Origin of the sequence: Flavobacterium hibisci (assembly GCF_020026925.1) — a bacterium.
GTDB classification, from domain to species: Bacteria; Bacteroidota; Bacteroidia; order Flavobacteriales; family Flavobacteriaceae; genus Flavobacterium; species Flavobacterium hibisci.
Genome location: NZ_JAIQDW010000002.1, coordinates 83,286 through 107,049 on the forward strand (window position 1 = coordinate 83,286; position 23,764 = coordinate 107,049).

The 23,764-nt window shown below is 35.2% G+C and carries 14 protein-coding genes; 6 read left to right on the forward strand and 8 right to left on the reverse strand.

Annotated elements, in window-relative coordinates; translation table 11 throughout:
• Positions 1-51: 51 nt before the first annotated feature.
• The 5 genes from K8B81_RS02830 to K8B81_RS02850 all read left to right on the forward strand — a co-directional run bounded on the left by K8B81_RS02830 (position 52) and on the right by K8B81_RS02850 (position 5,180).
• On the forward strand, positions 52-603 hold the full coding sequence (locus K8B81_RS02830; RefSeq protein WP_223678702.1) for a K(+)-transporting ATPase subunit C: 552 nt from the start codon (positions 52-54) through the stop codon (positions 601-603).
• 180 nt (positions 604-783) lie between these two features.
• Positions 784-966, forward strand: coding sequence for a hypothetical protein (locus K8B81_RS02835; RefSeq protein ID WP_025571921.1), 183 nt, complete (start codon positions 784-786; stop codon positions 964-966).
• A 2-nt stretch (positions 967-968) separates the two neighbouring features.
• The gene (locus K8B81_RS02840; RefSeq protein ID WP_223678703.1) at positions 969-2,045 is read left to right on the forward strand and encodes a porin; all 1,077 of its coding nucleotides are present in this window, start codon (positions 969-971) and stop codon (positions 2,043-2,045) included.
• A 76-nt stretch (positions 2,046-2,121) separates the two neighbouring features.
• Entirely contained in the window at positions 2,122-3,243 is a 1,122-nt protein-coding gene (locus K8B81_RS02845; RefSeq protein ID WP_223678704.1) for a sensor protein KdpD, read from the forward strand.
• A gap of 221 nt (positions 3,244-3,464) precedes the next feature.
• On the forward strand, positions 3,465-5,180 hold the full coding sequence (locus tag K8B81_RS02850) for an ATP-binding protein (RefSeq protein WP_223678705.1): 1,716 nt from the start codon (positions 3,465-3,467) through the stop codon (positions 5,178-5,180).
• 56 nt (positions 5,181-5,236) lie between these two features.
• On the opposite strand, the gene K8B81_RS02855 is transcribed toward K8B81_RS02850, so the two are convergent.
• The 6 genes from K8B81_RS02855 to K8B81_RS02880 form a co-directional block, all read right to left on the reverse strand.
• On the reverse strand, positions 5,237-6,646 hold the full coding sequence (locus K8B81_RS02855; RefSeq protein WP_223678706.1) for an APC family permease: 1,410 nt from the start codon (positions 6,644-6,646) through the stop codon (positions 5,237-5,239).
• Positions 6,647-6,899: 253 nt separating this feature from the next.
• Complete coding sequence (locus K8B81_RS02860; RefSeq protein ID WP_223678707.1) at positions 6,900-8,018, reverse strand: C40 family peptidase; 1,119 nt, start codon at positions 8,016-8,018, stop codon at positions 6,900-6,902.
• Positions 8,019-8,398: 380 nt separating this feature from the next.
• On the reverse strand, positions 8,399-10,663 hold the full coding sequence (locus K8B81_RS02865; RefSeq protein ID WP_223678708.1) for an aconitate hydratase: 2,265 nt from the start codon (positions 10,661-10,663) through the stop codon (positions 8,399-8,401).
• Positions 10,664-11,033: 370 nt separating this feature from the next.
• Positions 11,034-13,799 carry a bifunctional aconitate hydratase 2/2-methylisocitrate dehydratase gene (locus K8B81_RS02870; protein ID WP_223678709.1) on the reverse strand — a complete coding sequence of 922 codons (2,766 nt, stop codon included), beginning with the start codon at positions 13,797-13,799 and terminating at the stop codon, positions 11,034-11,036.
• A gap of 412 nt (positions 13,800-14,211) precedes the next feature.
• A complete protein-coding gene (locus tag K8B81_RS02875) occupies positions 14,212-15,165 on the reverse strand; it encodes an AAA family ATPase (protein ID WP_025572329.1) in 954 nt (317 codons plus the stop codon).
• Between the two features lie 77 nt (positions 15,166-15,242).
• Positions 15,243-16,676, reverse strand: a complete 1,434-nt coding sequence (locus K8B81_RS02880) for a peptidylprolyl isomerase (protein ID WP_223678710.1) — start codon at positions 16,674-16,676, stop codon at positions 15,243-15,245.
• Positions 16,677-17,014: 338 nt separating this feature from the next.
• On the opposite strand from K8B81_RS02880, the gene K8B81_RS02885 reads away from it, so the two are divergent.
• Entirely contained in the window at positions 17,015-18,607 is a 1,593-nt protein-coding gene (locus K8B81_RS02885; protein ID WP_223678711.1) for a peptide chain release factor 3, read from the forward strand.
• A gap of 239 nt (positions 18,608-18,846) precedes the next feature.
• On the opposite strand, the gene K8B81_RS02890 is transcribed toward K8B81_RS02885, so the two are convergent.
• Both K8B81_RS02890 and rpoC read right to left on the reverse strand, forming a co-directional pair.
• Positions 18,847-19,155 (reverse strand): DUF3467 domain-containing protein, encoded by a 309-nt coding sequence (locus K8B81_RS02890; protein ID WP_025572408.1) that lies wholly within the window; start codon positions 19,153-19,155, stop codon positions 18,847-18,849.
• A 54-nt stretch (positions 19,156-19,209) separates the two neighbouring features.
• Positions 19,210-23,520: a DNA-directed RNA polymerase subunit beta' gene (rpoC, locus tag K8B81_RS02895; protein ID WP_025572410.1), complete on the reverse strand. Its 4,311-nt coding sequence runs from the start codon at positions 23,518-23,520 to the stop codon at positions 19,210-19,212.
• Positions 23,521-23,764: the final 244 nt, after the last annotated feature.

The window sequence follows — 23,764 nt, forward strand, 5'->3', positions numbered from 1 at the left end:
CAGATAACAATTTACAAATCACTTTTTACATCTAACATTTTACACAAAAACATGAAAACAATATTTTCAATCCTAAAACTTACTGCGGTTACTTTAGTCTTATTAGCAGTTATTTATCCTCTTGCGATTTACGGAATCGCACAATTAGCTCCTAATCAAGGAAAAGGAGAAACTATTTCGGTTAACGGAAGAGTGGTTGGTTATCAAAAAATCGGACAAAAGTTCGATAAATCAAATTATTTCTGGGGAAGACCTTCGGCTGTAGATTACAATGCAGCGGGAAGTGCCGGAAGTAATAAAGGTCCGAGCAACGCTGAGTATTTAGCTTTGGTTCAAAAAAGAATTGATACTTTTTTAGTGGTTCATCCTTATTTGAAAAAATCTGAGATTCCGGCCGATATGGTTACCGCTTCAGGAAGTGGTTTAGATCCGAATATTTCTCCGCAAGGCGCTTTGGTTCAGGTTAAACGTGTCGCTAAAGAAAGAAATTTAGCTGAAGCTAAAGTAAAAGCTTTGGTAGAATCTAAAATTAATACGGCTGTTGTTGGTCCTGAAACTGTGAATGTTTTGGAATTGAATGTGGCTTTGTATAAGCTTCGCTAAAAGATGCTAAGGTTCTAAGTTTTTTCTCCTGCAAGGTTTTCGAAACCTTGTAGGTATGACTTTGACACACCGTTTGGCATCCCAAGGAACGAGGGATCTCCGCAAGAAGCTCCATATCGTGAATTGCCAATTTTTGTCGAGTTACTTGCGGAGATCCTTCCTTCGTCAGGATGACATAAAATGAGAATAAAAATAATATCTACAAAACACCTTTTTACCCCAAATGCCTTAGCCCCGATAGTAGTGAAAATCCTTTTTCTGGCTCCTTTAGCCAGGAAAAGATTGAAACGTATAGCGGGATTAGCTCCTAAAAAATCTACTTATAAATTAATTACCCTTTTTGGGTTTGAATACCACAATTAACAATGAAAAAAATACTACTTACTGCTTTAATCGCTTTTGGTTTTGGCAATTTACACGCACAGTCAGCATCTAAAAGTACGTTTAATTTTTCTGGATATGTTGATGTTTATTACAGTTATGATTTTGCAAAACCTGAAGATCATACCCGGCCGGGATTTTTTTACAGTTATAATAAAAGTAATGAAGTGAACCTAAATATGGGAATGGCAAAAGTGAATTATTCTACAGTCAATATCCGAGGAAATTTTGCTTTGATGGCGGGAACTTATGCACAATATAATATGTCGGCCGAACAACATTTATTGCAAAATATTTATGAAGCGAATGTTGGTGTGAAAATTTCTTCGAAACATAATTTATGGATTGACGCTGGAATTATGCCTTCGCATATTGGTTTTGAAAGCGCGATTGGAAAAGATTGTGCGACGCTTACGCGAAGTATTCTTGCCGAAAATTCTCCTTATTATGAAACGGGCATAAAAATTGGCTACACTTCTGAATCTGGAAAATGGTATTTGGCGGGAATGTATTTGAATGGCTGGCAGAGAATCGAAAAAGTAGAAGGAAACCAGACTCCGGCTTTTGGAACTCAGGTTACTTTTAAGCCTTCGGACAAAGTGACGTTGAACTGGAGCACTTATGTTGGGAATGAGCAACCAGATATTGAAAAAAAATGGCGCTATTTTAATGATTTCTATGGGCAATTTAAGTTAACCGAAAAAACAAATATTACAGCTGGTTTTGATGTTGGTTCTCAGCAATCGGCTAAAAATAGTAACAAATATGATACATGGTTTTCGCCTGTTTTGATTCTGCAATACAAACCAACAGATAAAATTCAGTTGGCCGCGCGAGGTGAATATTACAGTGATGAAAAAGGTGTAATTATCGCAACAGAAACCTCAAACGGATTTAAAACCTACGGATTTTCAGCTAACTTTGATTACTTAGTTTCTGATAATGTGATATTTAGAATCGAAGCCAGAAGTCTTTCGAGCAAAGATGAAATTTTTACCAAAAATAATCTGCCAACAGATACGAACACTTTTGTAACTACATCATTGGCAATTAGTTTCTAATTATGTGAAATGGTTTCTGTAAAATGTAACATTCAATCATTTTACATTTTACAGAAAACTTCTTACTCTCAAAAACATGGAAAACGAAAATAACGCACAGCACTTTCTGGATTTGATTCAGAAATCCCGAAAAGGAAAATTTAAAATCTACATTGGAATGAGCGCTGGTGTGGGCAAGACTTTCCGCATGCTTCAGGAAGCACATTCGTTATTACGAAACGGAATCGATGTGAAAATTGGTTATATCGAAACGCACATGCGAAAGGAAACGCATGAGTTATTGTTTGGTCTTCCGATTATTCCGAGGCGGACTATTTTTTATAAAGGGAAGGAACTCCAGGAACTCGATGTTCAGGCAATTATAAATTTACGTCCCGAAGTGGTTATTGTAGATGAATTGGCGCACACAAATGTAGAAGGAAGCAAAAACGAAAAACGCTGGCAGGATGTTTTGGAGATTCTCGAAGCAGGAATTAACGTGATTTCGGCTGTGAATATTCAGCATATTGAGAGTTTAAATGAGGATGTAAAACGGATTACCGGAATTGATGTTCAGGAAAGAATTCCGGATAATGTTCTTAGAATTGCAGATGAAGTGGTGAATATAGATTTGACTTCGGAAGATTTGATTGCGCGTTTAAAGGAAGGTAAAATTTATACTCCGGATAAAATTCAGACGGCGCTGTCCAATTTCTTTAAATCGGAGCAAATTCTACAATTGCGGGAATTGGCGTTGAAAGAAGTAGCGAGTCAGGTTGTTCGGAAAGTTGAAAATGAAGTACCTCAGCTTCATGCTTTACGCCATGAAAAACTTTTAGCATGCATAAGCAGTAATGATAAAACGGCTAAAATTGTGATTCGAAAAGCAGCCCGACTGGCCAGTTATTACAACGGAAGCTGGTATGTTTTGTATGTCGAAACGCCAGAGGAAACCCCTACACGAATTGCACTGGATAAACAAAGACATTTAATTAATAACTTTAAACTCGCCGTACAATTGGGAGCGGAAGTGATAAAGCTGGAGAATGAAAATATTTCCAATGCAATTCTGAAAACTGTAGAAGAAAAAAAAATTACAACTGTCTGCATCGGAAAACCGCATTTGAATTTATTTAAAGTAATTTTGTCTACAACAATTTTCAGGCGTCTGCTTAATAAATTGTCTTTATCAAACGTTGATCTTGTTATACTGTCGTGAAAGTTTTTAACCATATAAGTTATAGAAGTTCATTTAATTAGGGACGTTGAAGTTTAACCGCAAAGGAGCTAAGGTTTCGCAAAGCACGCAAAGGTTGATTAAAACTTTGCGCCCTTGCGACTTTGCGAGCAAAAAAACCTAGCGAACTTCGCAGTTAAAAAAACTTCTAATATTTCCTTACATAACTATATGGTTCAAAAAAAATTAAATGTTTTTATGAAATGAGAATTAAAACCAAATTAAATCTGGGTGTCGGATTGTTATTTTTGATGATTATTATCCTTTCGCTGGTTAGCGCTTATTCTGTTTTTTTGATTAAGCAGGATACCGAGAATATTCTCAAATCCAATTACAATACGCTGGAATATTCCCGAAATATGATTTCTGCTTTGGATGAAATTAAATTAGGTTCGAAACAGACAATTCATAATTTTGAAGAAAATCTCGAAAAACAAAGACGAAATATTACGGAGCCTGGCGAAAAACAAGCGACCGAAAAACTAAAAGAGAACTTTACTGTTTTAGCTAAAAATAATGCCGATGAAATTGTAAAAGCACATATTCGTCAGGATATTTTTGCGATCATGAAACTAAATCTGGATGCCATTAAACAGAAAAGTGACATTGCAAAAAAAACGGCCGAAACATCCAATTTCTCCATTGCAATTGTAGGCACTTTATGCTTTTTGATTGCTTTTAATTTATTGGTTAATCTTCCAAATAATATTGCGAATCCGATTAAAGAATTAACTTTTAGTATTAAGGAAATTGCGAATAAAAATTATTCAGAGCGTGTTCATTTTACCAGTCACAGCGAATTTGGGGATCTTGCCAAATCGTTTAATACCATGGCGCAAAAACTGGAAGAATATCATGACAGCAATGTGTATAAACTTCTTTTTGAGAAAAAACGACTGGAAACGCTTATCAATAATATGAACGATCCAATTATTGGTTTGGATAACGAAGGAATTGTTTTGTTTGCGAATGATGAAGCGTTGAAAATTATTGGTTTGAAATCAGAAGATATAATTGGGAAATCAGCTTCTGAATTGGCAATTTCGAATGATTTGATTCGTTCTTTAATTGTAAAAGAAAGCGAAACTCCAAAGAAACAACCTCTCAAAATTTTTGCTCACGGAAAAGAAAGTTATTTCGAAAAAGAAATTCATAATATCACGATAACACCAACTGGCGAAGAAAAAGAAATGAACATTGGAGATGTAATTATTCTGCGAAATATTACGCTTTTTAAAGAACTGGATTTTGCCAAAACGAATTTTATTGCCACCGTTTCACACGAATTAAAAACGCCAATAGCCTCTATAAAATTGAGTCTGCAATTGCTTGAAAATGCTAAAACGGGCGATATGAACGATGACCAGAAACAATTGGTCGAAAGTATTAAAGATGATAGTCAGCGTTTGTTGAAAATCACAGGCGAATTACTGAATTTATCACAATTGGAAACTGGAAATATTCAGCTGAATATTGAGAAAAGTAATCCGCATGCAATTGTGAATTATGCCGTAGAAGCCGTAAAAATTCAGGCCGATCAAAAACAGATTCAATTAATTATTGATGCTGATGAAAACCTAAAAGACGTTAAAGCCGACAGCGAAAAAACGGGCTGGGTTTTAATTAATTATTTGTCGAATGCAATTCGGTATTCATCTGAAAAAAGTACGATTCTCATTAAATTAAAAGAAGAAAACAATCAAATGGTTTTTCAGGTAATTGATACCGGACTCGGAATTGACACTAGATACAAAGACAAAGTTTTTGATAAATATTTTCAGATTCCGGGGAGCCCAAAATCCGGAACTGGATTGGGTCTGGCGATTAGCAAAGAATTTATTGAAGCGCAGAATGGAAGTGTTGGTGTTGAGAGTAATTTGGGATTAGGGAGTACGTTTTGGTTTTCACTAAAAATTTAATTTTTTTTAAAGCATAAAAAACGCCTTACTTTTATTCGTAAGGCGTTTTTTATGCTTTATTCTTCTTTTGGTTTTGTCAAATAATAAACCGGAATACCAATTAACATAATTAAGATTCCCCAACCGCAGGTTGAAAACTTTGTAATCAGTAAAGAAACACTTATTGCTGATGCTAAAACAATGTAAAGCAATGGTAAAAACGGATATCCAAATGCTTTGTATGGTCTGTCAGCATCCGGCATTTTTTTGCGTAATATAAAAATACCGTAGATTGTCAGGATGTAAAAAATCAAAACAATAATAATTACAAAGTCAAGTAATTCATTGTATTTTCCGGTAAGGCATAAAGCAGATGCCCAAATGCACTGTGCCCACAAAGCCCATGCAGGGACGCTAAATTTATTTAAAACAGTTGCTTTCTTAAAAAACAAACCGTCATTTGCCATCGTATAATACACTCTCGCACCAGCCATGATTAATCCGTTATTGCAGGCAAAAGTCGAAATCATAATCATAACAGCAATAATTATCGCTCCACTGTCTCCAAAGATATATTGGGAAGCAACAACTGCCACACGGTCTGATTTAGCAGTTGCAATTTCATTCATAGGAATTACTGCCAGATACATCAGGTTAGTCAAAACATAAATTACAGTTACAATAAAAGTCCCAAAAAATAAACTTAGACCTACATTACGTTTTGGGTTTTTAATTTCACCGGCAATAAAAGTTACTCCAACCCAGGCATCACTTGAAAACAAAGAGCCAACCATTGCTGCTGATATACCAGCAATTAATGCGCTTCCGCTAATTGGCAGCCATCCTTCATCTTTAACATATTTTGATGTTTCCCAGGTATTTGCCCAATTGGCATCCCAAACTGTAGATTTCGCCGCAAGTGTTAATCCAAAGACGATTAAACCAAGCAGCGATAGTATTTTGATAATCGTTAAAACGGTCTGAAGAATCTTTCCGTTTTTCACACCGCGGCTATTAATAAAAGTTAATAACACAATGGTAACAATCGATACAATTTGTGCTGCATTCAGCTTAAAATCCCCCAATTCATATAATATATTCTCATCGCTCAGGGGTTCATAAAGATAGGCTGCAAATTTAGAGAAAGCTACACCTACAGCAGCAATAGTTCCCGTTTGGATAACCGCAAAAAAGCTCCACCCATACAAAAAGGCAATCAGTTTATTGTATGCTTCTTTCAGATACACATATTGTCCTCCCGCATTTGGGAACATCGAACTCAGCTCACCATAACTTACAGCGGCAATAATGGTAATTAATCCTGAAATAAGCCAAATCAGCGTCAGCCAGCCGGCAGAACCAACTTGTCTGGCAATATCGGCACTTACAATAAATATCCCGGAACCAATCATAGATCCTACCACAAGCATAGTTCCGTCTAGTAATCCGAGTTCTCTTTTAAAATTTTCCTGGTTCTTTTCCTGCATTTTTTTGGTTTTTGGTTGGTTAAAGATATACTTTTTTTAGAAACCTTTTTAATAGGACAGTTAGATTGTTAAGGTAAAAAAACAAAGACCAGTTTACATTTTAAACTCACAAGAGAATAACGGAATTAAACAAGAGCAATTCCCTTATATTATTTTAACTAATGACAATTTAAGGCTTAAATTTTGACTAAAACCAGTTTTGTGAAGGGTAAAAAAGTTTGACGTGGCTTATTGTAATTATAAAAAATTAAACTTATTCCAAAACACGGTTTACCTGCGAAAAAGTTCTTTCGTAATAAGGCTCTTTGGTTGAAGAAATAATAACCCCTCCATGAGTTGAGGAATGAACGAATTTAATTTCTTCATCAACAACTTCTACAACCATTCCAACATGATTGATTCGGCTTCTACCGTTGGTCTTAAAGAAAATTAAATCTCCTTTTTGGGCTTCTTCGGGATTGACTTTTGTACCAATTCTGGATTGTTCTATAGAGCTTCTCGGCAGCTTTATATCAAAATTACCAAAAGTACAATACATTAGTCCTGAGCAATCAAAACCTGCTTTTGTTGTCCCGCCTGAGCGATAACGGGTACCAATGTTTTCAGTAGCATTTATAATCAGCTGATCAACTAACTCTGGGTAATTACTAACTTTTATTACTGTAGAGGAATCCTTCTTAACAGATGTATCATTTGTTGCAACAACTGAAGAATTTACAGTGCTCGTTGTTTCCTGACTAGCCTTTGAAGCCTGCAGGTTATTTGCTTTTTCTTTGGAAGCAAGAATTTTTAGCTTATAGCCAATAGGTAGTTTATTCTTGATTTCAGGGTTTTGCTTTTCTAATTCAGCTACGGTAATTCCGAATTCTCTCGCGATTGCGTATTTTGTTTCTTTTGGCATAACTTCCCTTGAAACTTCAACCAACTCTGATGGAGCATTTTCAATCGGCTGCTGCACTACTGAATTCCCGTTGGAAGGAATGACAATCTGTTTTCCAATTTTAAGTCCTTCTGTTTCTAATGAAGGATTGGCTTTTTTCAGATCTTCAACTGAAACTTTATATTTTTTTGATATTCCCCAAAGTGTTTCTTTTGCCAAAACCTCATGAGTACCGGGAGTTGTCTGAGCAACGTCTTGATTGGATTTTATTTCCTGAGATGCATTAGAATTGGGAATTAATAAAACCGAATTTAATTTTAAAATTTTCGGCGCATCCGGATTGGCGTTTGCGATATCTTTTGGCTTAACACCGTATTTTTTAGCAATATTGTAAAGGTTATCACCTTTTGAAATGGTATGCCTGATGTAATTATCCTGAGAAAAAGCACTTACTGAAAAAAGCAAAAATATAAAGACAAATCTGAAAATCATTATTTGGGGAATTTTAATTTTCTATACTACTATCCCTTCTTAATTTTAACTCAAAAAAGAAGTTTTATTACCAAAAATGCGAATTTAACTTTTTTAAGTAAAAAATACACCTTTTTTAACAACAAATTTATTTCAAATTAGAAACCTGAAAACGTTTTTGAAGCTAACTCAAAGTTTTTGTGTGAGTTATCCTTTTTAGTAAAATCATAAAATTTAAAATAAAAATTGTAGTGAAAATGGGACTTTTAGCCCGGATGGAAGTGGCATCCTTTTTTCCCGATAGTTATCGGGAAAAAAGATAAAACGTACAGCCGGAATAGCTACAAATAAAAAACGCCCTGTTTTCACAGAGCGTTCTTAACTAGTATTAAAATTTAAGATTAAGCTTTTCCGGCAGCAATTAAGTTTAATGCAGAACCCGCAACGAACCACCCAATCTGACCTTCATTGTACGTATGATTTGCCAAAATTATATCTTTTGAACCATCAGCATGAACAAATTCTAATGTTAATGGTTTTCCTGGAGCAAATTCCGTTAAATCAGTAAAATTAATGGTGTCATTTTCCTGAATTTTATCATAATCAGCTTCGTTAGCGAAAGTCAATCCTAAAAGACCTTGTTTTTTAAGGTTTGTTTCGTGGATACGGGCAAAAGATTTTACTAATACCGCTTTAACTCCTAAGAAACGTGGTTCCATAGCAGCGTGTTCACGAGAGGAACCTTCTCCATAATTGTGATCTCCCACAACGATCGACGGAACTCCTGCCGCTTTGTAGGCACGTGCTACTGCAGGAACAGCATCATATTGTCCTGTCAATTGATTTTTTACCGAGTTAGTTTTTTGGTTGAATGCATTTACGGCACCAATCAGCATATTATTCGAAATATTATCTAAGTGCCCACGGAAACGCAACCAAGGTCCCGCCATAGAAATGTGGTCTGTTGTACATTTTCCGAAAGCTTTGATTAGCAATTTAGCTCCAGTAATATTTTTGCCATCCCAGGCATCAAAAGGCGCTAATAACTGCAAACGCTCTGAAGTAGGACTAACCACAACCTGAACACCTGAACCATCCTCTGCAGGAGCCTGAAATCCAGGATCTTCAGCATAGAAACCTTTTTCCGGCAATTCGTCTCCAGTTGGTTCATCAAGCATTACTTCTTCACCTTCTTCGTTTATTAATTTATCTGTTAATGGATTGAAACCTAAATCACCTGCGATTGCTAAAGCCGTTACCAATTCAGGAGAACCTACGAAAGCCAAAGTATTAGGATTACCGTCTGCACGTTTTGAGAAGTTACGGTTGAAAGAATGAACGATTGTATTTCTTTCTTCTTTCTCTGCTCCTTCCCTGTCCCACATACCGATACATGGTCCACAAGCGTTGGCAAAAACTGTTGCTCCAATTTTATGGAATGTATCTATAAACCCATCTCTTTCGATTGTAGAACGAACGACTTCAGACCCCGGAGTGATTGTAAATTCTGCTTTTGTTTTTAAGTTTTTCTCTGCAACCTGCCTGGCTAAAGAAGCTGCACGGGAAATATCTTCGTAGGATGAGTTGGTACACGAACCAATTAAACCAACCTGTATTTGCAATGGCCAGTTATTTTTGATGGCCTCTTCTTTCATCTTAGAAATTGGAGTAGCTAAATCCGGAGTAAAAGGACCATTTAAGTGTGGCTCTAACTCAGATAAGTTAATTTCGATAACCTGATCAAAATATTTTTCAGGATCAGCGTAAACTTCCGGATCACCTGTTAAGTAAGAAGCTATTTTATCAGCAGCATCTGCTACATCAGCTCTGTTTGTGGAACGCAGATAACGGCTCATAGAATCATCGTAACCAAAAGTTGAAGTTGTAGCTCCAATTTCAGCTCCCATGTTACAAATGGTACCTTTACCAGTGCAAGACATAGCTGTTGCTCCTTCTCCAAAATATTCAACGATAGCACCTGTTCCTCCTTTTACAGTAAGAATACCGGCAACTTTAAGAATAACATCTTTTGGAGCTGTCCAGCCTGATAACTTACCGGTTAGTTTAACTCCAATTAATTTAGGAAATTTCAATTCCCACGCCATTCCAGACATAACATCTACAGCATCAGCACCGCCGACACCAATCGCTACCATTCCTAAACCTCCTGCATTTACAGTATGAGAATCGGTACCAATCATCATTCCGCCCGGGAAAGCATAATTTTCAAGTACAACCTGGTGAATAATTCCGGCTCCCGGTTTCCAGAAACCAATTCCGTATTTATTAGAAACTGACGACAAGAAATCGAAAACTTCATTACTTTGTGTTTTTGCTCTGGCCAAATCGGTTGCAGCATCTACTTTTGCCTGAATCAGGTGATCACAGTGGACCGTTGTAGGAACTGCAACTTTTGATTTACCGGCATGCATAAACTGCAATAACGCCATTTGTGCCGTTGCATCCTGACAGGCTACGCGATCCGGTGCGAAGTCAACATAATCAACTCCTCTTCCAAACGCTTTGGTTGGATTTCCATCCCAAAGGTGATTGTACAAAATTTTCTCTGTTAAAGTAAGTGGACGACCAACAATCTGGCGTGCTGCATCAACACGGGCAGGCATGTTGTCATACACTTTTTTAATCATTTCAATATCAAAAGCCATAGTTATATATTAATTATGTTAGTGTAAATCAGCTTAAATTTAAGGATTTTATTATGGTTTATGCTAAAATAATTGTTAATACTATTATTTAAAACTATTCTATTTTTCTTAAAAGGGAGTAAATTGAAAATCAATCTAATATAATTATTTAGCTTTTACAATAACCTATTGTAATTGCTACCTCCAACTTTAAAAATTTGATTTAGCAAACCATCCAACGGTAATCCAGCAGTGATAAGAAACGTTTAACTCGCAGTGAAGAACGAATTAATGTTAGAAGCGAATAACCCGTAGCCAAAATATAAATAAAAAAGAGACAACCTATTACTTACTAAGTTGCCTCTTTTTAGAAATTATGAAATTGCTACTATTATAATTTAGTAGAGATTGGTTTGAATTTTGTTAAGTTGATACCTTCAACCGCAGCTTTATACTCTCCGATAGATGGCATTCTTCCTAAAATTGCAGAAAGCACAACTACTGGTGTTGATGCTAATAAAGACTCTCCTTTTTTACCCTCTCTATCCTCTACTACACGTCCCTGGAACAAACGAGTTGAAGTAGCTAATACAGTATCTCCTTTTTCAGCTTTTTCCTGGTTACCCATACATAAGTTACAACCAGGACGCTCTAAATACATAATATTTTCGTATTCTGTACGTGCTGTAGATTTTGGTAAGGCATCTGAGAATTCGAAACCTGAATATTTTTGTAACATTTCCCAATCACCTTCAGCTTTTAATTCGTCGATGATGTTATACGTAGGAGCTGCAACTACTAAAGGTGCGTTGAATTTAACTTCCCCATTTTGTTTTTCAACATTGCGTAACATTTGAGAAACAATTTTCAAATCGTCTTTATGGACCATGCAAGAACCTACAAAACCTAAATCTACTTTTTTATCTGTTCCATAGAAAGATAATTCGCGAATGGTATCGTGTGTATAACGTTTAGAAACATCAACATTGTTAACATCTGGGTCAGCAATCATTGGTTCCTCGATTAAATCTAAATCGATAACAACTTCAGCATAGTATTTTGCATTATCGTCTGGAGTTAAAGCCGGTTTAGCACCTGTTTTAATTTCCTCGATACGTTTGTTTGCTTTATCAATTAAACCTTGTAAAACCTTGTTTTTGTTGTCCATACCTTTATCAATCATGATTTGGATACGAGACTTAGCAATTTCTAACGATTGAATTAATGTTTCGTCCTGAGAAATACAGATAGAAGCTTTCGCTTTCATTTCTGCTGTCCAGTCTGTAAATGTAAACGCCTGGTCAGCTAATAAAGTTCCGATATGAACCTCAATAATACGACCTTGGAAAACGTTCTCACCATCAAATTGCTTCAACATTTGAGATTGCGTCGCATGAACTACATCACGGAAATCCATGTGTTGTTTCATCTCACCTTTAAAAGTAACTTTTACAGATTCCGGGATTGGCATAGAAGCTTCACCTGTTGCTAAAGCTAAAGCTACAGTTCCTGAATCAGCACCGAAAGCAACCCCTTTAGACATACGTGTATGTGAATCTCCACCGATGATAATTGCCCACTCATCAATTGTAATATCATTTAACACTTTATGAATAACGTCTGTCATTGAATGATATTCCCCTTTAGGGTCTCTCGCTGTAATAACACCGAAATCGTTCATGAACTTCATTAACTTAGGAATATTAGCTTGCGCTTTTTTGTCCCAAACTGAAGCTGTGTGACATCCTGATTGGTAAGCACCATCAACAACTGGAGAAATAACTGTAGCCGCCATAGACTCTAATTCCTGAGCAGTCATTAAACCTGTAGTATCCTGAGAACCTACGATGTTAACTCTCACACGTACGTCTGATCCTGCATGTAATGTTTTACCTGGAGTTACACCAACTGCATTTTTGTTGAAGATTTTTTCAACAGCAGTTAATCCCTGACCTTCTATAGAAACTTCTTTAGCTGGTGCAAATACTGTTGGAGCAGTAACTCCTAAAGCTTGCGCAGCAAATGTTTGGATTTTTTTACCAAAAACGATTGCATAAGATCCACCCGCTTTGATAAATTCTATTTTTTGAGGAGTGAAAGACTTAGAAATATCTTTTAATTCTTTCTCACCGTTGTATAATTTTTTAGTTTTTGTATTGATTGTCAATACAGTTCCTGTAGCTACAGAATAAACTTCTTCTAAAACAGGATCACCAGCTTCGTTACGAACTACGTTTCCTTCTGCATCTGTTTTCTTTACCCAGTTTTGTAAGTCGATACCGATACCACCTGTTACGTCTACAGTAGTTAAGAAGATAGGAGAGATTCCGTTAGTACCTGCTACAATTGGAGCAATGTTCACGAAAGGAATGTATGGAGATGCTTGCTTACCAGTCCATAAAGCTACGTTGTTTACACCTGACATACGAGAAGATCCAACTCCCATTGTTCCTTTTTCAGCGATTAACATAACAGAAGCATCTGGATGCTGTGCTTGCAATGCTTTAATTTCTGCCTGAGCTTCAGGAGTAATCATACATTTTCCATGTAATTCACGGTCAGATCGAGAGTGTGCCTGGTTACCTGGAGATAATAAATCAGTAGAGATATCACCTTCTGCAGCGATGTAAGTAACCACTTTAATTTCTTCAGCAACTTCGGGTAATTTTGTAAAAAATTCAGCTTTTGCGTAGCTTTCTAAAATTTCTTTTGCAATTGTGTTACCAGCGCTGTAGGCTTCTGCTAAGCGGGCTGTATCAGCATCATATAAATAAACCTGAGTTTTTAAAACTTCAGCTGCTTGTTTAGCAATTGCAGCATCATTACCCAAAGCTAAATCAAGAAGTACTTCAATAGAAGGTCCTCCTTTCATATGTGACAATAATTCGAAGGCAAAAGCAGGTGGAATTTCTTTTACTTCAGATTCACCAAGAATGATTTCTTTTAAAAACTTAGCTTTCTCACCTGCAGCACTAGTGGTTCCAGGCAAAGTGTTGTAAATAAAAAACTTAAGAGAATCCTCTCTGTATTCATTATTTAAATCTTTTATTTGCGCAATGATTTCGCTTAGTAATTCAGCACCATCAATTGGCTTCGGATGAAGACCCTGGGCTTTTCTTTCTTCAATCTCTTGAATGTAATCCTTGTAAATATTCATAATAGAAGTCTTTATAAATAGGTATTTTTATTTTTTTTGCAAGCAAATTTAGGAATTAAAGCTGAGAATTAAAAAAAATATAATGTATGGCGCTTTTTTAAAAATTATTATTGCAAAAAAACAACTATCAATCTTAAAAACTGATAAAAAATCATTTTTAGGTTCGAAAAATAAATTATCAATAATTTAAAAACTTTTCTTTAACAAAGTAAAAATTTAATGTTATAAAGAAAGTCGGATTTTACCTCTCTTTTAAAAGAGAATACTCCTAAATAAGTATTTTATAACGTTATAGTTTTAGTATATACCACCGCAAGTAAGTAAAACTACTTATATAAAATGCGGAATTTTCATATACAAAAAAGCCAAACTGATTTGATCAGCCTGGCTAATAATCTAATTTAAATCTTATTTACATCAACTTCTTGATAATTACTTCTTCTGTAATTCCTTCTGCATCTGCTTTATAATTTTTGATAATCCTGTGACGTAAGATTCCGGTGGCCACTGCTTTCACATCTTCAATATCAGGTGAAAATTTGCCGTTAAAAGCAGCATGCGCTTTGGCAGCTAAAATTAAATTTTGAGAAGCTCTCGGACCTGCACCCCAATCCAGATAATTTCTAACAAAATCATTAGTCAGACTATTATCAGGACGTGTTTTACTAACAAGTGTCACTGCATATTCAATGACATTATCTGCTACTGGAATTCTACGGATCAAATGCTGGAAATCTATTATCTCCTGAGCTGTAAACAACGGATTTATCTTCGTTTTTACATCCGAAGTAGTTTGTTTAACAACCTGAACTTCTTCTTCAAATGTTGGATATTCTAATTTTATAGCAAACATAAAACGGTCTAACTGAGCCTCTGGAAGAGGGTATGTACCTTCCTGCTCAATTGGGTTTTGGGTCGCCAGTACAAAATAAGGCAAATCTAATTTATAGTTTTGCCCAGCAATTGTTACAGAACGTTCCTGCATTGCTTCTAATAATGCAGCCTGAGTTTTTGGAGGGGTTCTATTGATCTCATCCGCTAAAATTATGTTCGAAAAAATTGGTCCTTTGATAAACTTAAACTGTCGGTTTTCATCCAGAATTTCACTTCCTAAAATATCCGAAGGCATTAAATCAGGAGTAAACTGAATTCGTTTAAAATCCAGACCCAAAGCCTGAGAAAGCGTATTTATCATCAGGGTTTTTGCCAAACCGGGAACACCAATTAAAAGCGCATGCCCTCCTGAAAATATGCAAAGTAAAATTTGATCTACAACGGCATCCTGCCCTACAATGATTTTTGCTATCTCGGTTTTTAATTCGTTTCTTTTTTGAACTAAATTATGAATTGCTGCTACGTCAGACATTTATGAATATATTTTAAATTAAAAAGAGTTAGCTCTATGAATTCATAAAACTAACTCTTTTCTTTATTTAATAAAAATTATTTTTTCAACCAATTATTAGTAAAGGTACAATCTCTGTATTCGCCAATAATCTTAATATAGGTGTCTTTGATTTTTGTATCAAACCATTTTGCAATGGCATTGATTTGTTTTTCTTTTAATGCTAACTCTTTGATTTTAGTATAATCTTTTGCATAATCTGCTACATGCTCATCGATTCTATTTGTCACAGTAATCAATTTATATGTTTTTTTCCCTTTATCATCTGTATCCAAAATTGGCTGAGAAACTTCATCATCTTTTAAATTTGAAACCTGACTGTATAAAGCTGCATCCATTTTAGTCAGTTCAAAACGTGTATCCTGAGTATTCGGATTAACCAAAGTACCCCCATTTGCTCTTGTTTCTTTTTGATCAGAATCATTTCTGGCAGCATCTGCAAAAGAAATTTCTTTATTTACAATCTTATTTCTGATGTTTGTAATTCTTTCTTTTGCTTCTTTTAAAGCTGTTTCTGAAACTGTTGGCGAAATTAAAATATGACGCAATTCTACTTCTTGCCCTTTTATTTTATCAACCATTATAATATGGTATCCATATTGTGTTTCAAAAGGTTCTGAAATCTCGCCTTCTCCAAGGCTAAAAGCAACATCTTTAAATTCTTTCACAAAAGGAGTTTTTCTGGTCATTTTATAATAACCTCCATTAGGTGAAGACCCTGGATCCTGAGAATACAAAACTGCTTTTGTGGCAAAACTTGAACCTTCTAAAACATCTTTTCGAATAGAATTCAATCTGTCAATCACTTTTTGTTTGTCTTCTTTTGAAACTTTAGGTTCTACCACTATTTGGGCTACTTCCATTTCAGCTCCAAAAGTAGGCAATTCATCTTTTGGTATCTTTTTAAAGAAATTACGAACCTCTTCTGGCGTTATTTCAACTGCATCAACAATCTTTTTCTGCATTTCAGAAGATAGTTTTTGCTCTTTTAATATATCTGCAAAATATGTTTTAAATTCCTCAACCGAACTCTTTTTGTAAAATTCTACAATTTTATTTATATCCCCACCAGTCTGTCTCATCATGTAAGTAAGCCTTTCATCCATCATGCTTTTTACTTCGGCATCACTAACAATAATACTGTCCTGAATTGCCTGATGTGCATACAATTTATCTTCCAAAAGCTTCCCTAACATCTGACATCTGGTAATATCCTTTACCGAACCGCCCTGAGAAGTAATTTCAAGATACCCTTTATCAATATCTGAGTCTAAAACAATATAATCCCCAACCGTGGCAATAATACCATCCACCTTTTGTTTATTGATTGAAGCTTTATCAGCCGGTTTCTCAGCTACAACATCCTTAATAACTTCCTGAGCAGAAATAATCGAGCTGAAAAAAAGTAAAAAACATATTGTCAGTATTAACCTGTAATCAATAGTTTTTAGCTGTAATTTTTTTAATAACATTATTTTAAATTTAATTTGAATGTAAGGTCGGCTTTAGTTTTTTTTCTTTAAAACTGAAAATTAATTATACAAATATTTTCAAATTATAGAAATAGAAAAACTGTATCCTGTTTTCACAACTTATAACGAACAAAAATAACAATTCAATTACATAATCCAACTATCTGCTATACTATTAACAAAAAATTATACCCAATACAAATAGTTAAATACATCTCACTAATTTTCATTAATATAAATAATGAAGAAAAACGAAATTATGTATACCAAAACAGAATCGTATTTATTTTTAAATCGTAGTAATTAATAGTACTTTTGCAAACCTATTTATACAAAATATGAGCTTTTTAAAAGAAATACAACGCAGAAGAACTTTTGGAATTATCTCGCATCCTGATGCCGGTAAAACAACATTGACAGAAAAATTATTACTTTTTGGAGGTGCAATCCAAGAAGCAGGCGCCGTAAAAAATAATAAAATAAAAAAAGGAGCAACGAGTGATTTTATGGAAATCGAACGCCAGAGAGGTATTTCGGTTTCGACTTCTGTACTTGCTTTTAATTATAAAGACAAAAAAATCAACATCCTTGATACTCCCGGACACAAGGATTTTGCTGAAGATACTTTTAGAACTTTAACTGCTGTAGATAGTGTAATTGTAGTTATTGATGTTGCCAAAGGGGTCGAAGAACAAACTGAAAAATTAGTTGCAGTTTGTAGAATGCGTAACATTCCGATGATTGTTTTCATCAATAAATTAGACCGTGAAGGTAAAGATGCCTTCGATTTAATGGATGAAGTAGAACAAAAGTTAGGATTAAAAGTTACACCTTTAAGTTTCCCAATCGGAATGGGGTATGATTTTCAGGGAATTTATAATTTATGGGAAGAAAACATTAACCTTTTTAGTGGGGACAGCCGTAAAAACATTGAAGAAACAATTGCTTTTTCTGATGTTCAGAACAATCCGGAATTAGATAAGATCGTAGGACAAAAAGCAGCTGATAAACTTCGTGAAGAATTAGAATTAATTGATGAAGTATACCCCAAATTTGAACGTCAGGATTATTTAGACGGAAAAATTCAGCCTGTGTTTTTTGGCTCTGCTTTGAATAATTTTGGAGTTCGTGAGTTATTAGATTGTTTCGTTACAATTGCGCCATCACCAAGACCAAAAGATTCCGAAACTCGTTTAGTTGATCCTACAGAAGAAAAAATGTCTGGTTTTGTTTTCAAAATCCATGCTAATATGGATCCAAAACACCGTGACCGATTAGCTTTTATTAAAATTGTTTCCGGAACATTCGAAAGAAACAAACCCTATTACCATGTTCGTCAGAAGAAAAATTTAAAATTTTCCAGTCCGAATGCCTTTTTTGCAGAGAAAAAAGAAATTGTTGACATTTCATATCCGGGAGATATTGTTGGACTACATGATACAGGAAATTTCAAAATTGGTGACACTTTGACTGAAGGAGAATTAATGAGTTTCAAAGGAATCCCAAGCTTTTCCCCAGAACACTTTAGATACATCAACAATGCTGATCCAATGAAAGCAAAACAATTGGATAAAGGAATTGATCAGTTAATGGATGAAGGTGTAGCCCAGTTGTTTACATTAGAAATGAATAATCGTAAGATTATCGGTACTGTTGGCGCACTACAATATGAAGTTATCCAATACCGTTTAGAACATGAATACGGTGCAAAATGTACCTATGAAAATTTCCCTGTTCACAAAGCATGTTGGGTAAAACCGAATGATCCTAAAAGTGAAGAATTCAAAGAATTTAAAAGAATCAAACAAAAATTTCTGGCTCATGACAAATATGGCCAATTGGTATTTTTAGCCGATTCTGATTTTACAATTCAAATGACTCAAAGCAAATATCCAAATGTAAAATTATTTTTTACATCTGAGTTTGAATAAATATTTGATCGTCTTATATAATCAAAAAGCGCCAACTTTGAAAGTTGGCGCTTTTTTAATAGTATTAAATTAACTTTTTATTGGAAAAATTAATTTTCTTTATTTTATGTTACGTCAAAATTAGAATTAAAAAGCAATGTATTAAAACATATTCGTTGAAAGTAAATTAAATCAGACAAAATACACTTTTGCACAAGTCACTTTATAAAAAAAAGCTCCATTTCTGGAGCTTTTGAAATTTATGCTTGTCCTGCCGGACCAAAATTAAGCGGAATTGGCGCTTGTTCAGTTTCTTTGATTTCACCATGGGCTGCTTCAAATCGATGAATATTTTCTCCAATAGCTCTCAATAATCTTTTAGCATGCTGTGGAGTCAGTACAATTCTTGACTTTACTTTTGCTTTAGGAGTACCCGGCATAATATTTACAAAATCTAAAACAAATTCAGATGATGAGTGATTGATAATAGCAAGATTAGAATAAATCCCTTCTGCAATGGTTTCATCTAACTCAATGTTGATTTGTTCTTGTTGTTTCGGATTACTCATAATTTTAATATTTTTTCAATTTCCCTCTTCCGAAAAAGAGGGAATTGATAAGAATTAATAAATGTATTCTTCTTTATTTGCCATCATTTCATTGTAATCATCCTTAGAACCTACGATTGTATTATCGTATTCTCTCATACCAGTTCCCGCAGGAATTCTGTGACCAACAATTACATTTTCTTTTAATCCTTCTAAGTCATCTACTTTACCAGCTACTGCAGCTTCGTTAAGTACTTTCGTTGTCTCCTGGAATGAAGCCGCAGAAATAAATGATTTAGTTTGTAACGAAGCTCTTGTAATACCCTGAAGAACTGGCGTTGCAGTTGCTGTAATTACGTCTCTTGCTACTACAAGATTTCTATCATTTCGTTTCAATAATGAATTTTCATCACGCAATTCACGAGGTGTAATAATCTGACCTGGTTTCAATACAGAAGAATCTCCGGCATCTTCAACCACTTTCATACCATATAACTTATCATTTTGGACGATAAAATCTTTAGTATGAATCAATTGATCTTCTAAGAATAAAGTATCTCCCGGATCCTGAACTCTTACTTTACGCATCATCTGACGAATAACTACCTCGAAGTGCTTGTCATTAATTTTTACCCCTTGCAAACGGTAAACCTCCTGAATTTCATTTACCAAGTACTGTTGAACAGCAGCAGGTCCCTGAATTCTTAAGATATCATCCGGAGTAATAGCACCATCAGACAATGGAACACCCGCTCTTACAAAGTCATTTTCCTGAACAAGGATTTGACTTGATAATTTTACAAGATATTTTCTAACGTCTCCAAATTTAGATTCGATAACAATCTCACGGTTACCTCTTTTGATTTTTCCAAAAGAAACAACACCATCAATTTCAGAAACTACAGCTGGGTTCGAAGGATTACGAGCCTCTAACAATTCTGTAATTCTTGGTAAACCTCCTGTGATATCCCCAGATTTAGAAGAACGACGTGGAATTTTAACCAAGACTTTACCAGCCTTAATTTTCTCGCCATTCTCAACCATTAAGTGTGCACCTACTGGCAAGTTGTACGAACGAATCAATTCACCTTCTTTACCGTAAACCAATAAAGTTGGGATTAATTTTTTATTTCTGGCTTCAGAAATTACTTTCTCCTGGAAACCTGTCTGCTCATCGATTTCAACCATGAATGTTTGTCCTTGTTCTAAGTCCTCGTAAGCAATCTTACCAGTAAATTCAGAAACAATTACACCATTATATGGATCCCATTTACAGATTACAGTTCCTTTTGCAACAGTATCTCCATCATTAACAAAAATACTAGATCCGTAAGGAATGTTATGCGTATTTAAAACAATTCCTGTTTTTTCGTCAACCAATTTCAACTCAGTTGAACGTGAAACTACGATATCAACAGAGTTTCCTTCGCTGTCTTCTCCTTTTACTGTTTTTAAATCTTCAATTTCTAATCTACCGTTAAATCTTGTAACAATACTAGATTCTTCAGAAATTCCTCCAGCAACCCCTCCAACGTGGAACGTACGAAGTGTTAACTGTGTACCCGGCTCACCAATAGACTGGGCTGCAATAACTCCAACAGCTTCACCTCTTTGTGTCATTTTTCCGGTAGCTAAGTTTCTACCGTAACATTTAGCACAAATACCTTTTGTAGCTTCACAAGTTAATGGAGATCTAACCTCTACTTTTTCAACTGGAGAAGCTTCTATTGTTCTCATGATTGATTCCGTGATTTGCTCTCCAGATTTAACCATTACTTCGTTTGTAAGAGGATTAATAACGTCTTGTAATGCAACACGTCCTAAAATTCTCTCTCCTAATGATTCAACGATTTCCTCATTTTTCTTCAATGCAGATACTTCAACACCTCTTAGAGTTCCACAATCTTCGATGTTTACAATAACATCTTGAGACACGTCATGAAGCCTTCTTGTTAAGTAACCAGCATCGGCCGTTTTAAGAGCCGTATCCGCAAGACCTTTACGAGCACCGTGAGTAGAAATAAAGTACTCAAGGATTGAAAGACCTTCCTTAAAGTTAGAAAGAATCGGGTTTTCAATAATCTCACCACCACCGGCAGTAGATTTTTTAGGCTTAGCCATCAAACCACGCATACCTGTTAACTGACGAATCTGCTCCTTAGAACCCCTCGCCCCAGAATCAAGCATCATATATACAGAGTTGAAACCTTGTTGGTCTTCTCTAATATTTTTCATTGCTAATTCTGTTAACTGAGCATTCGCAGAAGTCCATACGTCAATAACTTGGTTGTAACGCTCGTTATTTGTGATAAGACCCATATTATAGTTGGTTGAGATACCTTCAACTTGCTCTCTGGCATCTGCAATTAACTTCGTTTTTTGTTCTGGGATTCTAATATCACCTAAAGAGAATGATAAACCTCCTCTAAATGCGAATTTATAACCCATATCTTTCATATTATCCAAGAAAGCTGCCGTTGTAGGTACATCAGTCACACTTAAAATGTGTCCGATAATATCTCTAAGGTTTTTCTTAGTCAATACGTCGTTGATATATCCAGCTGCTTCCGGTACTACTTCGTTAAATAATACACGTCCTGCAGTTGTTTGAATGATTTTGTACACTAATTCTCCGTTTTCATTAAAATCTTTTGCACGGATTTTCACACGGGCATTCAATTCTAATCTTCCTTCGTTTAATGCAATGTTCACTTCTTCAGCAGAGTAGAAAGTTAAATCCTGACCAATAATTTTATGATCTTCTGTAGAAATACGCTCTTTGGTCATATAGTATAGACCCAAAACCATGTCCTGAGAAGGTACAGTAATTGGAGCACCATTTGCAGGGTTCAGGATATTGTGAGAAGCCAACATTAATAATTGCGCCTCTAAAATAGCCTCTGGTCCTAATGGTAAGTGAACCGCCATCTGGTCACCATCGAAATCGGCGTTGAATGCCGTACATACTAATGGGTGTAACTGGATTGCTTTTCCTTCAATTAATTTTGGTTGGAATGCCTGAATACCAAGTCTGTGCAAAGTAGGAGCACGGTTTAGTAATACTGGGTGACCTTTAATTACGTTTTCAAGGATATCCCAAACTACAGGCTCTTTTTTGTCAATGATTTTCTTAGCAGATTTTACTGTTTTTACAATACCTCTTTCAATCAATTTACGGATAACGAAAGGTTTGTATAATTCAGAAGCCATATCTTTTGGCAATCCGCATTCATATAATTTTAACTCTGGACCAACGACAATTACCGAACGAGCAGAATAATCCACACGTTTTCCTAAAAGGTTTTGACGGAAACGCCCTTGTTTACCTTTTAATGAGTCAGATAATGATTTTAAAGGTCTGTTTGATTCTGTTTTAACAGCAGAAGCTTTACGTGTGTTATCGAATAATGAATCTACAGATTCCTGCAACATACGTTTTTCGTTTCTTAAGATAACTTCTGGAGCTTTAATCTCCATTAATCTTTTCAAACGGTTGTTACGGATGATTACACGACGATATAAATCGTTCAAATCTGAAGTTGCAAAACGACCTCCATCAAGTGGCACAAGCGGACGTAATTCTGGTGGAATAACTGGAACCACTTTCATAATCATCCACTCAGGACGGTTTTCGCGGTTTAAATTAGACTCACGGAAAGACTCAACAACTTGTAATCTTTTTAAAGCTTCCGTTTTTCTTTGTTTAGAAGTCTCGTTGTTAGCGCTGTGTCTTAATTCATAAGATAAAGCATCTAAGTCAATACGAGCCAATAAATCCATAATACACTCTGCTCCCATTTTGGCAACAAATTTATTAGGATCCATATCATCTAAATATTGATTTTCTTGCGGAAGAGTATCTAAAATATTCAAATATTCTTCTTCAGTTAAGAAATCTAATCTTTGTAATGATTCTCCATCTGCATTTTTAGCGATACCAGCTTGAATTACTACGTATCTTTCGTAGTAAATGATCATATCTAATTTCTTAGATGGAAGACCAAGGATATAACCAATTTTGTTTGGAAGAGAACGGAAATACCAAATGTGAGCAATTGGCACAACAAGGTTGATGTGTCCTACTCTGTCTCTACGTACTTTTTTCTCAGTAACTTCAACACCACAACGGTCACAGATAATACCTTTGTAACGAATTCTTTTATACTTACCACAAGCACATTCGAAATCTTTTACTGGTCCGAAGATTCTTTCGCAGAAAAGCCCGTCACGCTCTGGCTTGTGCGTTCTATAGTTAATAGTTTCTGGCTTTAAAACCTCTCCTCTTGATTCTTTCAAGATAGATTCTGGTGAAGCCAATCCGATAGAGATTTTATTAAATCTTTTTACCTGATTTTTATCTTTATTATTGTTTCTGTTATTCATCATAGTTTTTACTATTGATTTATTTGCAATTAAAAAATTGATTTTAGATTTATAATCTACTCTTTAAAAAGACAAAGAGTTAATCATTCGCTACTACCTCGGGTTACTTCTCTAAACCTCAAATTTTATTTGAAGCGCTAGTTATAAAAATGACTCGCATTATTATAAAAAATCGGAACGGGTTACGGGTATAAATCTTTAAAAACTGATATAAATGAGTAATCAGTCCCATTAAAAATGAGACTGA

Excerpts from the sequence above, each read along its gene's own strand:
- K8B81_RS02870 (WP_223678709.1), bottom strand. The coding sequence starts at position 13,799 with ATGAATATTTACAAGGATTACATTCAAGAGATTGAAGAAAGAAAAGCC.
- K8B81_RS02855 (WP_223678706.1), bottom strand. The coding sequence starts at position 6,646 with ATGCAGGAAAAGAACCAGGAAAATTTTAAAAGAGAACTCGGATTACTA.
- K8B81_RS02885 (WP_223678711.1), top strand. The coding sequence starts at position 17,015 with ATGAGCTTTTTAAAAGAAATACAACGCAGAAGAACTTTTGGAATTATC.
- K8B81_RS02835 (WP_025571921.1), top strand. The coding sequence starts at position 784 with ATGAGAATAAAAATAATATCTACAAAACACCTTTTTACCCCAAATGCC.
- K8B81_RS02890 (WP_025572408.1), bottom strand. The coding sequence starts at position 19,155 with ATGAGTAATCCGAAACAACAAGAACAAATCAACATTGAGTTAGATGAA.
- rpoC (WP_025572410.1), bottom strand. The coding sequence starts at position 23,520 with ATGATGAATAACAGAAACAATAATAAAGATAAAAATCAGGTAAAAAGA.
- K8B81_RS02850 (WP_223678705.1), top strand. The coding sequence starts at position 3,465 with ATGAGAATTAAAACCAAATTAAATCTGGGTGTCGGATTGTTATTTTTG.
- K8B81_RS02875 (WP_025572329.1), bottom strand. The coding sequence starts at position 15,165 with ATGTCTGACGTAGCAGCAATTCATAATTTAGTTCAAAAAAGAAACGAA.
- K8B81_RS02840 (WP_223678703.1), top strand. The coding sequence starts at position 969 with ATGAAAAAAATACTACTTACTGCTTTAATCGCTTTTGGTTTTGGCAAT.
- K8B81_RS02865 (WP_223678708.1), bottom strand. The coding sequence starts at position 10,663 with ATGGCTTTTGATATTGAAATGATTAAAAAAGTGTATGACAACATGCCT.
- K8B81_RS02845 (WP_223678704.1), top strand. The coding sequence starts at position 2,122 with ATGGAAAACGAAAATAACGCACAGCACTTTCTGGATTTGATTCAGAAA.
- K8B81_RS02830 (WP_223678702.1), top strand. The coding sequence starts at position 52 with ATGAAAACAATATTTTCAATCCTAAAACTTACTGCGGTTACTTTAGTC.
- K8B81_RS02860 (WP_223678707.1), bottom strand. The coding sequence starts at position 8,018 with ATGATTTTCAGATTTGTCTTTATATTTTTGCTTTTTTCAGTAAGTGCT.
- K8B81_RS02880 (WP_223678710.1), bottom strand. The coding sequence starts at position 16,676 with ATGTTATTAAAAAAATTACAGCTAAAAACTATTGATTACAGGTTAATA.